Consider the following 12840-nt stretch of genomic DNA (forward strand, 5'->3'; position numbering starts at 1 on the left):
CACGTTCATTCTACGGGTGGGAATCCCCATCCTCGCACCCACCTCATCCGAGCGACGATTCAGGATGATCGAAGTTGCGACTCTCCGTTGTCGGCAGCTGTTACGGTGCGCACCGTGACCAATACGGACGGCACGAGCAACACAGGAGCAAATGCGGCCGGGGTTCGACGGCCGTGGCCGCGTATGATTCTGCTCCCACTCGGGGTGCTGATCCTGCTGACCACACTGCTGGGCATCATGTATCTCGACTACATCGCCGATCCGGAGAAGAATCTGCACGGCTTCCCGATCGCGCTGGTCAACCAAGATGCGGGCGACGTCATCGGCAACGGAGCCCAACAGCGGCGGGTGAGCTTCGGCGACCAGATCACCGCTGGGCTGCGGCAACGGGTGCCTGCCGACAAAGTCGATCTGCGTGTACTCGGCATCAGCGCGGCCCAAGAGCAGATGCGGACCGGGCAACTCTACGGCACGATCATCATCCCGAGCGATTTCAGTAAGCGACTGCGCATCCTCGGTTTGGGCAGTGTCATACCGGGAGAGATCCAACAGCCGATCATCACAGTGCGAACCAATCCACGCACCGGCGCGTACGCCACTCAGATCGTACTCCGGATCAGCAACGAGGCTTTGACCGCGGTGAACAAGCAGATCGGCGCGCAGCTGACCGAACAAGTCAACGCGCAACTCGCCCCGAGGCCCGGCGGACCAGCCGCGCCCGAATTATCCGGTGCGACCAGAATAGCGCTGGCACAGCCGATTCAAGTGATCACCGAGGAGCACCACCCGCTGCCCAGCGGCAGCGGCCAAGGCTTGACCGCTTTCTTCTATGCGCTGCTGCTACTTCTGACCGGCGTGATCGGCGCGATGGTCGTCCACACCATAATCGACGCTCAGCTCGGCTTCGTCCCCACCGAATACGGCCCTTGGTATGTGCATTACCCACTGACACCCATCTCGCGATTCACCACGCTACTGATCAAATGGGGTGTTCTCGTGGTGGCGGCGAATATCACCGCCGGGGTGTTCCTGCTCGTCGGCAAACTGCTCGGCATGCCGATCGATAACCCGCTCGCACTGTTCCTCTACAGCGTGCTCGCCATGACCGCGGTAGGCGTAACAGGATTGTCCACACTGGCTGCGATCGGCTCTGCGGGTCTGCTGGTGAACCTGATCTTGTTCATCATCCTCGGCCTACCGTCCTCCGGCGGCACCGTGCCGATCGAGGCGACGCCACGGTACTTGGGCTGGCTTGCCGAGTTCGAGCCTATGCACCAGGTGTACCTCGGCGTACGGTCGATCCTTTACTTCAATTCGAGTCTCCAAGCCGGACTCGCACGCGGGATATGGATGACTCTGTTCGGTCTCACGGTCGGTCTGGCGCTCGGCACAGTGTTCACCCGTTTCTACGACCGCAAAGGGCTGGAGCGCAGCAACATCGTCCAGGATTGAGGGTCAGCGGCTCGCTCGACAGCTCGCATCAGTCGGCACCCATCCGGGTGATCGGTAACCAATGGGCTACTTCCACCGCTCTGGTACCCGAAGCATTGACCGCGCCCGAGGCCACTGCGGCATCGAATTCGAGCAGGCCTGTAGCCAGAAGCAGCCATGTCCTCGGAGCGGTCTCCACGACATTGGCAGGTGTTCCCCTGGTATGTCTCGGCCCCTCGACGCACTGCACCGCGACGAACGGCGGCACTCGGACCTCTACCGAGTGCCCTGGAGCCGAGGCCGCCAATGTCCGTGCGGTAGTCCGCACTGCCTCCGCGAGCTCGGCGCGAGTAGGCGCATCGACCGATTCGTCGCGCAGCCACTCGTGTACCGCTGCTACAGCCGCCCGCGTCCGTGCGGGGTCGACCGTCCCACTTCCTGCCACCGAGCCGACCTCATTTCGCTTGGCTCAATCTTCACTTTTGCATAGTGCCAGGCCGCGTACACCTCCTCGGAGCAGGGCTCAGGACCTACGTCGCCCCCCGAGCCTGCGCGCCAGGTGTGGGGCGATCGCGCCACCTGCATTGATCGCCAAATGCAGCAGCGCCGGGGCGATAGTACCCGCGGTACCACGGCGCAACGCCCCGAACACAAGACCACCCGCGATAGTCGCGACCACAGTGGCGAGCACGCTGTCGCCCGCCGCCCGCGCGGGCGCGATATGCCAGAGGCCGAATACCGCCGCACCCAGCAGTGCGCCCGCTCGGACACCGAACGAGTCGTCCAACAGGGGATCCAACGTGCCCCGGAAGATGAGCTCCTCACTGTAAACGGTGCCGATCGGAATATGCACGGTGACCCATTCGAGCAAGGACACACCAGGTCCGCGACCGGGGATCGCGGCCACCCGTTGCTGTAACGGCGGAAAGGCAAGGGCCGCACCATAACCAGCTGCGACAGTTGATGCCGCCAGCAATCCATAGCGCACACCGCGAGCCGAACGCCAGTTCGGTGTGCTGCGCAGTGTGAGCGCGTAACCGGTGGCGAATCCGGCAGTCGCCACGGTCCGGCCACGCACGCCGATGTCGAGGCCAGGCAGGGCTACCGTGCTCCAGACGAGTGGGAAGACAACGGCCGCAATAGTTCCCGTAGCCCGTGTGTCGCTCATTTGATCTCCCGCTCGTACTCTTCCGCGGTCTCCAGCGCACCTCGAATCCGTTCGGACAGCTCCGGTGTCCAGCCTGGTGGCGATGTGATAGCAGCCCACCCGTCCAGCACCAAACTGCCGTACCGGTGCCCATGGCCGTCGGTGACGCTCACAGCATTGGTAAGGTCGGCGCTGACCTGCCAAAAGGTCACAAACGGCCACCAGCGCATCTGCGCGGAAACATCCGAGCCCCTCGGCTCGGACAACCAATCCGGTTTCGAGAAGATCAGATCCGGCGACCACCAGACGATCGGATCCGACGGATGCTGTAGATAGACGATACGTGGTGGCCGCCATTCCGATGAAGGCAGCGCCAGCTCGGCACGGTTGGCGGCGAACCGGACCACGAGCCCATCGGCGTACACTGGCTGCACCTCGCGCGAACCCGGGTCGCGACGTGAGACGAATTGCCGCCACAACCTGTTGGAATTCGGTGGTCCGACCCACAGCGCGCCGTCCACTTCGGCCCGCAGATCGGCCAGACCATCGAACGCTGCCTCTGACCCCTGCGAACCCAGGCTCTCTCCATATACCAGTAGCTTGGGCCGCAGTTCCGGTTGTCGTACTGTCCAGTGTTGGTATACCGCGTCGAACAAGTTCTTTCCCGCTGCGGCGGCCTTTCCTCGGTCTGCGAGGAACGACAGTACGCTCGGCAGATACGAATACTGGGTGGCCACAATGGCGGTGTCGCCACCGTACATGTACTCGATTGCCCCGGTCGCCATAGAGTTCACCCACCCGGTTCCGGTGGTAGTGACAACTACCAGCACCTGCCGGTCGAATGCCCCGGTTCGCTCCAGTTCGGATACTGCCAGCTCAGCTGGTTTCTCGTCGCCTCCGACCGAATCCAAGCCGACATATACTCGGATCGGTTCCTTGGCTGGGTGCCCGGTGACCGCGGCGATGCGGCTGGCGCTGGGGCCGTGCGAGACGAACCACCGCCCTTCGAAACCGAGCGTCTCCCACTTCGCCAATGAGGCCGGGCTGCCCGAACGCTCCGGTTGCCTCGGTTGGATCGCGTTGGCCGAGAGTCGCTCGTTGCGCACGCTGAAAGCCGAGTTGGCAACCGCGAAGAACGCCTGCGAAGCGACACCGTTGAAGACCGTGACCGCGAACACCACCAGCACGAGCAAGCCCATGGACGGCGCCAGCTCACGCGGTACCCGCACCCACCGGTTGAGCAGGTGAGCCAGGGAAAGGACAATCGCGCGCACTGTCCGATACACCGCAACCACTGCGACACCAACAGCCACGCTGAGCGCCCCGACGCGCAGGTAGGCGGGTGTGGTGGTGCCCGACATCCCCATCAGTGCGGCGCTTTCGCGCTGCCACCGCGCCGACTGCACCAGCATGAGGGCGGCGCTCAGCACAGCGGTACACAGGATGGCCGACTTGACCGAGTAACGCACCCAAGTCGGCGCCACGGAAACTCGCAGCCGGGGCCGCACCCACACTCGGAACAACCATTCCAGCAGGCAACCAGCGCCATATCCGAGCGCGGCATTGATCCCGCTGATCAATCCCTGGAACAACCAATCGCGCGGCAGCAGCGACGGTGTTACCGACAGCGCGAAAAACACCGTCGCGACCACCAATCCTGCATAGTTCAGGTCGATGATCACCTCGGCGCGCCGAATAGCCGCGACAGCACGCATACGCAGCCTCCGCATGGCCCCAGCGGTCTCCAGCACTCGACCAGTATGGCGGTCGCTACCGACGATTCGGCGCTTTGTCCATACAACATGGCCATGAACGGTTCCGATCCCGCCACACAACAACGGATCTACCAGCGATATGACCGTGTCCCCAGTGACTACTACCCGATCCACTCGAGTAGTTGTACGCGTGCGCGCCGGACGCGTGCTCTGCAGAATTCCTATCCATGAGCACCCCGAGCGCCCGTCCGACAATATCTATGACGATAGTCACTCAGGCCTCGAGCGCCTTCGGCATCGACTCCGCCGGGACAGCATCGACGATGGCACTCCACCATCGGACAGCTGACGGCACGCATTCCTCCCGGTATCCGTGCTCTTCCTGGTCACGGAAACATTCGCAGCGGTGCGGGGGATCTGGCAGGCGGTGATTCGAGTTCAGTACCCGACGGCGGGCACGCCCGATCGTATCGGCCGGTCGCGGAGGGGGAAGCTGCTCGCCGAGCAGGGTCCTTTCATATCCTCCGCCTGACCACGTGCACCCGGGGACCCGGTAAACGAGGGGTCCAGGCCCCCGGGTGCACGTTCGCGGCGGCGCCCCCGCATCAGGCGGCGGATGCCGCGATCAGACCACACCCGCGCCGAAAAGCTTCGGCAGCGTGCTCTCATGGGCGGCCCGCAGCTCCGCTACGGTGATAGCGAACTGCCCCTGGAATTCCACCGAATCCGACCCCTGGTCGACTACGCCGATACGGACCCAGGGCAGTTCCCGCGCGGTACACATACGAGTGAATCTGGGCTCCTCTGAGCGGGGTATGGCGACGAGCACCCGGCCCGCCGATTCGGAGAACAGCATGACGAACGGGTCCACATCCTCGGGAAGCAGAATGCGGCAACCGGTCTCACCAGCGAGCGCGGCCTCGACGACAGCTTGGGCGAGGCCACCCTCCGAAAGATCGTGGGCCGCACTGATCATGCCGTCCCTCGAACCGGCGGTCAGCACCTCGGCCAGCAGTTTCTCGCGAGTGAAGTCGACCTTCGGTGGTACGCCACCGAGATGGTCGTGTGCGACCTGCGACCAGATCGAACCGCCGAACTCGTCGTGCGTCTCGCCCAGCAGGATCAACGTCTCACCCGGCTCCAAGCCTAGCCCGGTCGGAATACGGCGGTGTACATCATCGAGTACACCGAGCACACCGACCACGGGAGTCGGCAGGATCGCGGTCCGACCAGTCTGATTATAGAAACTCACATTGCCACCGGTGACCGGGATACCGAGCGCGACGCAGCCATCCGCCAGGCCGCGCACCGCCTGCTGGAACTGCCACATCACTGCCGGGTCCTCCGGAGAACCGAAGTTCAGGCAGTTGGTGACCGCCTTGGGCATCGCGCCGGTTGTGGCCACGTTGCGGTATGCCTCGGCCAGCGCGAGCTGCGCGCCGGTGTAGGGATCCAGCTTGGTGTAGCGACCGGATGCATCGGTGGCGAGTGCGATACCGCGGCCGGTCTCCTCGTCGATCCGGATGACACCCGCATCGGCATGTTCGGCGAGCACGGTGTTGCCGCGCACATAGCGGTCGTACTGCTCGGTGAGCCACTTGCGACTGCACAGCTGCGGGCTGCTGATCATCCGCAGCAGCGTGGCACGCAACTCGTCCGCAGTCTTCGGCCTGGTCAACTTGTCTGGAATGTCAGCGATCAGGGCGTCTTGCTCATCGGGGCGGACAACCGGACGCTCGTATACCGGCCCCTCGTGCGCGACAGTGCGCGGCGGCACGTCGACCACCGTCGCACCATGCCAGGTGACTACCAGCCGGTCACCATCGGTGACCTCGCCGATCACCGTGGCCGGCACATCCCATTTGCGGCACACAGCCAGGAACGCGTCCACATTATCCGGAGCGACCACCGCACACATGCGCTCCTGTGACTCGCTGGAGAGCACCTCGGCCGGAGTCATGTTCGCCGCGCGCAGCGGCACCTTGTCCAGCTCGATGCGCATGCCGCCGTCCCCGGCCGCCGCAAGCTCGGAAGTCGCACAGGACAGTCCGGCGCCACCGAGATCCTGGATACCGACGACCAGCTCGGCAGCATACAACTCGAGACAGCACTCGATGAGCACCTTCTCGGTGAACGGGTCGCCGACCTGCACCGAAGGCAGCTTCTTACGGCCCGCTCCGGACTCGTCGCCAGAGAAAGTGTCGGAGGCCAGCACCGACACTCCGCCTATGCCGTCCAGCCCGGTACGCGCGCCGAACAGCACGATCTTGTTACCGGTGCCGGAGGCGAAGGCCAGATGTAGATCTTCGACCCGCATCACGCCCGCGCACAGCGCGTTCACCAGCGGGTTGCCCTGATAAGAGGGGTCGAACACGGTCTCACCGCCGATATTCGGTAGCCCGAGCGAATTGCCGTACCCACCGATGCCGCGCACCACACCGTCCACTACACGACGAGTATCGGCAGCATCCGGCGCACCGAAACGCAACTGATCCATTACCGCGATCGGGCGCGCACCCATCGCCATGATGTCACGCACGATGCCGCCGACGCCGGTAGCCGCGCCCTGGTACGGCTCGACATAGGACGGATGGTTGTGACTTTCGACTTTGAAGGTGACCGCCCAGCCGTCCCCCACGTCGACGACGCCCGCGTTCTCCCCGATCCCCGCGAGCATGGACTCGCGCATCTGCTCGGTGGTGGTCTGACCGAAATAGCGCAAGTGCACTTTCGAAGACTTATAGGAGCAGTGCTCGCTCCACATCACGGAGTACATCGCCAACTCGGCGTCGGTCGGCCTGCGACCGAGGATCTCCTTGATGCGGGCATACTCGTCGTCCTTGAGGCCGAGTTCTTTGTAGGGTTGCGGCGCATCGGGGTTTGCTGCGGCCGCGCTGACGGTATCGACCTGCGGAGTCACGGAGTACCAGGGTCCTTTCGGCCGAGCAGTGTGAAGCGACAAGCGTTGTCACTGGGTTGCGGCGAGATGCCTGAGCGTCAGTCTAGAGGCAGTAAGTACGGGCCATGTCGACGAGGCCACCGCCGCACTAGCCGCCGAGGCCGCGGACCATGGAGCGCGCGGTGTCACCAACTGGGTCAACCAGCTGAACGACCGAACAGACCGGTTACGCTGAGCCGGTGAACGATGGAGCGGGGGTTACGAATCCGGGTACGCAGTCGATAGCCACCGACGCACAACGATCCCGGGACGGAGATTCGGTCACCGCTCCGAACAGCACCTCACCGAGCTGGTCCGCGGCACGGATACGCCTGCTCATCGCTGCTGTCGCACTGTTCGCGGCCTCAGTGCTCGTGTCGTTGCTGGCGCGCTGGTGGTACGGCTACATCGATCTGCAGGTCTATCGCAATGGCGCCCGCGTCTGGCTGGACGGCGGAGATCTGTACGGCCCCATGCCGCCAGTGCACGGGATCAGGTTACCGTTCACGTATCCCCCGCTGGCCGCACTGTTCTTCGCGCCGCTGGCCTTGATGCCGCTCGCGGTCGCCTCTGTACTGGTGATCGCCACCTCCGTGGCGAGCCTGGGCATCTCATTGTGGCTGATACTGGCACGTCTGCGGCCCGAGTTGTCCCGGCTGACCATGCTCACCCTGGTCATCGGCACGATCGCGGTGACACAATTGTTCGAGCCGATCCGACAGACTTTCGGTTTCGGCCAGATCAACTTGGTGCTGATGGCCGCGATCACGCTGGATTGTCTGGTGCGCAAGCCGTTCTGGCCACGCGGCATGCTGATCGGAATCGCAGTGTCGGTAAAGCTGATCCCGGCCGGCTATCTGCTGTACTTCCTCCTGCGCAAGGACTGGAAGACCGCGGGTACGCTGGTCGCGTCCGCGATCGCGGCGGTCGGCCTCGGTTTCTTGCTGTTCCCCAGCGATTCGCTGGACTACTGGTTCCATACTCTCGCGGATACCGGCCGGATCGGACCGCCTCATTTCGCGGGCAACCAGTCCATCAAGGGTGTGGTCTTCCGCCTCGGCGTGCACGATTCGGTAGCCACATCGTTGTGGATCGTGCTGTCGCTGCTGGTCATCGCACTCGCCGCGGTATGGATGCGCAAGCTGATCGCCGCGGGCGCGACTGTGGCGGCGCTTTTGGTGAACGCCGCAGCGGTTCTTCTGGTTTCGCCGGTGTCCTGGTCGCATCACTGGGTATGGATCGCGCCCGCACTGGTGGTCGCCGCCGACCATATAGCGCGGGGTACGCGCAGCCCATGGCTGATCACACCAGCCGCGGCTTGCGCCGTGCTGTTCCTGATCGGCCCACAGTGGTTGTTACCGCACTCCGATGATCGTGAGCTGGACTGGGCTTGGTGGCAACAGCTCATCGGAGGCAGCTACGTGCTGGTTGTTTTCGCGATGCTCGTCATCGCGGTCGCCACCTACCGCCCAACATTCTCCGGCGACAGGAAAGCAGCCAGTGCCGCGGCATAAGCCGGGACATCCGACGCGCCCATCAACTCTCGCGCCGAGTGCATCGCCAATTGCGCGGCGCCGACGTCGACGGTCGGCATGCCGGTGCGCGCCGCGGTCATGGGACCGATGGTGGAACCACAGGGCAGATCGGCGCGGTGCACATAGCGCTGCAATGGAACTCCGGCTTGCGCACAAGCCAATGCGAACGCACCCGCACCAGTGGCATCGGTGGCATAGCGGAGATTCTGATTGACCTTGAGCACTGGTCCGCCGTTCACTTCGATCCGGTGCGCAGGCTCATGCCGCTCCGGATAGTTGGGGTGGGTCGCGTGCGCCATATCACCGGAAGCACATACCGAACCGGCCAGCGCGGCAAGGTAATCGGCACGACCACCACCGCGTGCGAGCACGATGCGTTCCAATACGGCGGGAAGCAGTTCCGATTGCGCGCCACGATCGGACTGACTGCCCACCTCTTCATGGTCGAACATAACCAGCACCGGTACTGCCGCGCCTGGCTCTTCGATCGCGGCGAGGAACGCCCGCAGACCGGCAAAACATGTGCCCTGGTTATCCAAGCGCGGCGCGCTGACCAGATCCCGTTCCGATCCTACGAGCCTGCTCGGCGTCAAGTCGTGAGTCATCAGCTCCCAGCCGAGCACAGCTGCCGGGTCGACCTCGGCATACTCGGCCACGACATCGAGGAACACACCCGGCTCATTCCCCGCGCCCCACACCGCATTGAGATGTCGTTGCGGATCGAGTGTGACGCCGCGACGGTCTTCGGACAGATGGATCGACAGCTGCGGCACTCGCAGGATCGGCTCATCGATACGAACCAGCCGTTCGCGCACGACGTTTCCCGCACGCACACTCAGCCGGCCCGAAATGCCGAGCTCACGATCCAACCAGGAGTTCAGCCACGCACCACCATAGGGTTCCAAGCCGACCAGCCGCCAACCCGCCGAGGTCAGGTCCGGATGCTGCTTGAGGCGCAGATTGGGACTGTCGGTATGCGCACCGACCACCCGGAACGGGGCCACCTCCGGCACATCTGCGGCCGACCAGGCGATCAACGACCCGCCACGCACCACATAGTGCCTGTTCAGGCCCGCCGAGGGCCACGCATCCGTTTCGGCGAGCCGAGTGAATCCACGCAGCTCCAATTCCGCGGCGACCGTCCGGCAGACGTGGAACGGCGAGGGCGAGGCATCGATGAACGCACACAGCTCGGCAGCGGTAGCTGTGGTGGAAGAAACGGGCATGCCTGCGATCCTAGGCAAAGGGGATCGCTACCGACCTGCCACGGCCGCGAAACAAAGCATATGCCGATCCTCGACAACTCGCCGAGCGTCTACCGGTTACGAACGATCTCTCGGCCACATGGTTTCCCACCGGAACGACACAACGAGAAAATTCACCGGTGCTGACATGTCAAGCGTGCCCGGAATTCATCGGATGAATACCCGGCTTTCCGACATATTATGCACATTACTCAGCGGCGAGTGAAACCAGATCTAGTAATCGCACGAGTTCGGTGTATCGGCGCGCACCGATTCTCTCTCGTAACTCCCGTTCGACCCGCACCTCCTGCGCCCGCACCTCGGCAACCAGATCGGCACCGAATTTGCTGAGACCGATCAGGATGCGCCGCCGATCATCCTGTGCGGCGAGCCTGAAGATCAGGCCACGTTCGGCCAGATAGTCGGCGTGCCTGGTTGCCGAAGATGGTGCGAGCTGAGATTTCTCCGCCAGCTCGGACATTGCCATCCCCTCGTCGACGCATAAATTCGACAACATAGACCACTGGTCCAGCGAAAGTTTCCTGGCACACAGCGCTTTGTCCAACTGCCGTACCCAACTGCGCTCCGCAGCACGCAGCGCACCATGCAGCGTCTGATTTCCGCTTACAATAGGCGTCATTATTTCCTGCCTGCCATGAATTTCGCTCGGATGAGAAGAAGAGTACCGAATGTCAGTGTTCAGTGAGAGCCCCGAGCACACCATCGAGATCCTCAATATAGTCCCGCTACAAGGTCCAGGGGGTATCGTCGCACCCTCCTGCATTGCGGCAATGTCCCTGGCAGTGGATGAAATCAACCAGGGTGCTGGAATTCTGGGAAGGGAAATTCGCACTACGAATATCGATGGCGGACGTCCACCACGCGAGGTCGCTGCAGAGATCTCGGCACTGTTGGCCACAGGAATGGCACACGCTATCACCGGCTGGCATACTTCCGCAGTCCGGCGCGCGGTAGCGCGCGCCGCCGCGGGCCGGGTGCCCTACCTGTACGCCACCAGCCATGAGGGATCGATCGACGAGCCACCCGGCGTATTACTGCTCGGCGAACACCCCGCCGGACAGACCGTGCCAGCCATGCGATGGCTCGAACGCGAATACGACGTTCAGCGCTGGGCCATCATCGGAAACGACTACATCTGGCCCCGCCGGACTGCCGAGGCGATTCGTGCCAGTTTGGCTCGCCCGGCTACGATTGTGCTCGAGCAGTTCGTCCCGTTGGGCTTCCAGGACTTCTCCGGATTCCTCCACCACCCGGCGCTGGACCTGGCCGATGCGGTGGTGATCCTGATGGTCGGCACCGATGTCTCCCGCTTCAACCTGCAGTACACGGCCACCGGCCGCGCATCGACGCAGCTTCGGTTCAGCCCGGCCGCTGATGAGAACGTGCTGCTGGCAGCGGGCCCGGAGGCCAACCGCAACTTCTTCGTAGCCTCCAGCTTCATCCTCGACAACCGCACGCTGGACGGACGCAACCGGATGATCCGCTACCGCAGGCGGCATGGAGCGTTCGCCCCCGCGCTCAGCAGCTTCGGCAATGCCGCCTATGAAGCCATCCACGCCCTGGGCGCACTGGCACAGGCGGCAGGTTCCCTGGCGGTGCCAAAAATCCTCGATACCCTCGACCAGGGAATTTTCCTCGAAACCCGCGACGAGATAGGGGGTTTCCGAGGCAATCAACTCATCCGGCACAGTTATCTCGCCCATGCCTATGGCACTGAACTCGACATCGTCGATCGCATCGCCTGAGCCGATATCGCCGGAGCCCACGTGCCGTGGTCGCGCGCGCCGCAGGTCTCAGGAGGAAACCAAGGTGTCGAGTACCGAGAGGAACAACCCGAGCCCGTCGTCGCTGGGACCGGTCAGAGGCTCGGTCGCATGCTCGGGGTGCGGCATCAAGCCGACAATCCGGCCGTTCGCCGAAGCGATACCAGCGATGTCGCGTTGCGAGCCGTTCGGATTGCCGCCCGAATAACGGAACACCACCCGACCCTCGCCTTCCAGCTCTTCGAGTACGGCATCCGAGGCCTGGTACCGGCCCTCACCGGACTTGAGTGGGACGAGAATCTGTGCACCCGGCTCGAACCGGGAGGTCCACACCGTGGATACCGATTCCACGGTCAACCACTCGTCCCGGCAGATGAAGTGCAGGCCTTCGTTGCGGGTCAACGCGCCGGGCAGCAACCCGGCCTCGCACAACACCTGGAAACCGTTGCAGATACCGAGTACCGGCAGTCCGGAGCCTGCCGCGCGAATCACCTCGGCCATCACCGGGGCGAATCGAGCGATGGCGCCCGCCCGCAAGTAGTCTCCATAGGAGAAGCCGCCAGGGACGATCACCGCGTCGACGCCCTTCAGGTCGGCGTCGGCATGCCACAGATCGACCGCCTCGGCGCCGGCCAAACGCACCGCCCGTGCGGCGTCGACGTCGTCGAGCGTGCCCGGAAACGTAATGACCCCGATCCTCCCGGTCATGAGAGGCGAACCACCTTCCACTCCTCGATCACCGTGTTGCACAGCAGCGATTCGGCGATCTGTTCGAGCGTCGCGTCATCGACACTGTCGTCGACATCGAGTTCGAATCGCTTGCCTTGCCGAACATCCGAGATGCCTTCGAATCCCAGGCGCGGAAGTGCGCCGACAACGGCCTGCCCCTGCGGATCCAGGATCTCGGCCTTCGGCATCACCTCGACCACGACTCGTGCCACGCGTTGCTCCTCATGTGGTTGGGGGGTACCTCAGCAGCGTAGTTGTGCTGGTCGGGAGCGACATCCGCGGGGTAGGCCAAGGCCTGGCGGCACCGGCGAACGAGG

General features: G+C 63.7%; 11 protein-coding genes. 3 read left to right on the plus strand and 8 right to left on the minus strand.

What is annotated here, in order from left to right; all coding sequences use genetic code 11:
- Window positions 1-183 precede the first annotated feature (183 nt).
- Window positions 184-1452, plus strand: a complete 1269-nt coding sequence (locus ACX4ZE_RS09665) for a YhgE/Pip domain-containing protein (protein ID WP_480273036.1) — start codon at window positions 184-186, stop codon at window positions 1450-1452.
- A 28-nt stretch (window positions 1453-1480) separates the two neighbouring features.
- Here the strand turns inward: ACX4ZE_RS09665 and ACX4ZE_RS09670 are convergent, their stop codons facing one another.
- The 4 genes from ACX4ZE_RS09670 to purL form a co-directional block, all read right to left on the minus strand.
- Window positions 1481-1876 (minus strand): sterol carrier family protein, encoded by a 396-nt coding sequence (locus ACX4ZE_RS09670; RefSeq protein WP_480272990.1) that lies wholly within the window; start codon window positions 1874-1876, stop codon window positions 1481-1483.
- Between the two features lie 78 nt (window positions 1877-1954).
- Entirely contained in the window at window positions 1955-2599 is a 645-nt protein-coding gene (locus tag ACX4ZE_RS09675) for a CPBP family intramembrane glutamic endopeptidase (protein ID WP_480272991.1), read from the minus strand.
- Complete coding sequence (locus ACX4ZE_RS09680; RefSeq protein ID WP_480272992.1) at window positions 2596-4329, minus strand: alpha/beta hydrolase; 1734 nt, start codon at window positions 4327-4329, stop codon at window positions 2596-2598. Before ACX4ZE_RS09680 ends, ACX4ZE_RS09675 begins: the two co-directional genes overlap by 4 nt.
- Before the next feature lie 589 nt (window positions 4330-4918).
- A complete protein-coding gene (gene purL, locus ACX4ZE_RS09685) occupies window positions 4919-7213 on the minus strand; it encodes a phosphoribosylformylglycinamidine synthase subunit PurL (protein ID WP_480272993.1) in 2295 nt (764 codons plus the stop codon).
- Window positions 7214-7431: 218 nt separating this feature from the next.
- Between purL and ACX4ZE_RS09690 the strand changes: the two genes are divergently transcribed.
- On the plus strand, window positions 7432-8745 hold the full coding sequence (locus ACX4ZE_RS09690) for a glycosyltransferase 87 family protein (RefSeq protein ID WP_480272994.1): 1314 nt from the start codon (window positions 7432-7434) through the stop codon (window positions 8743-8745).
- Here the strand turns inward: ACX4ZE_RS09690 and ACX4ZE_RS09695 are convergent.
- Window positions 8694-9992, minus strand: coding sequence for a M18 family aminopeptidase (locus tag ACX4ZE_RS09695; RefSeq protein ID WP_480272995.1), 1299 nt, complete (start codon window positions 9990-9992; stop codon window positions 8694-8696). The two genes, ACX4ZE_RS09690 and ACX4ZE_RS09695, sit on opposite strands and share 52 nt — an antisense overlap.
- A gap of 226 nt (window positions 9993-10218) precedes the next feature.
- Window positions 10219-10650, minus strand: a complete 432-nt coding sequence (locus tag ACX4ZE_RS09700) for a MarR family winged helix-turn-helix transcriptional regulator (RefSeq protein ID WP_480272996.1) — start codon at window positions 10648-10650, stop codon at window positions 10219-10221.
- A gap of 49 nt (window positions 10651-10699) precedes the next feature.
- On the opposite strand from ACX4ZE_RS09700, the gene ACX4ZE_RS09705 reads away from it, so the two are divergent.
- Entirely contained in the window at window positions 10700-11776 is a 1077-nt protein-coding gene (locus ACX4ZE_RS09705; protein WP_480272997.1) for an ABC transporter substrate-binding protein, read from the plus strand.
- A gap of 48 nt (window positions 11777-11824) precedes the next feature.
- On the opposite strand, the gene purQ is transcribed toward ACX4ZE_RS09705, so the two are convergent.
- Window positions 11825-12502 (minus strand): phosphoribosylformylglycinamidine synthase subunit PurQ, encoded by a 678-nt coding sequence (purQ, locus tag ACX4ZE_RS09710; protein WP_480272998.1) that lies wholly within the window; start codon window positions 12500-12502, stop codon window positions 11825-11827.
- Window positions 12499-12735, minus strand: coding sequence for a phosphoribosylformylglycinamidine synthase subunit PurS (gene purS, locus ACX4ZE_RS09715; protein WP_480272999.1), 237 nt, complete (start codon window positions 12733-12735; stop codon window positions 12499-12501). The genes purQ and purS overlap by 4 nt, the downstream gene beginning before the upstream one ends.
- Window positions 12736-12840: the final 105 nt, after the last annotated feature.

Source organism: Nocardia sp. TBRC8007, assembly GCF_056629435.1.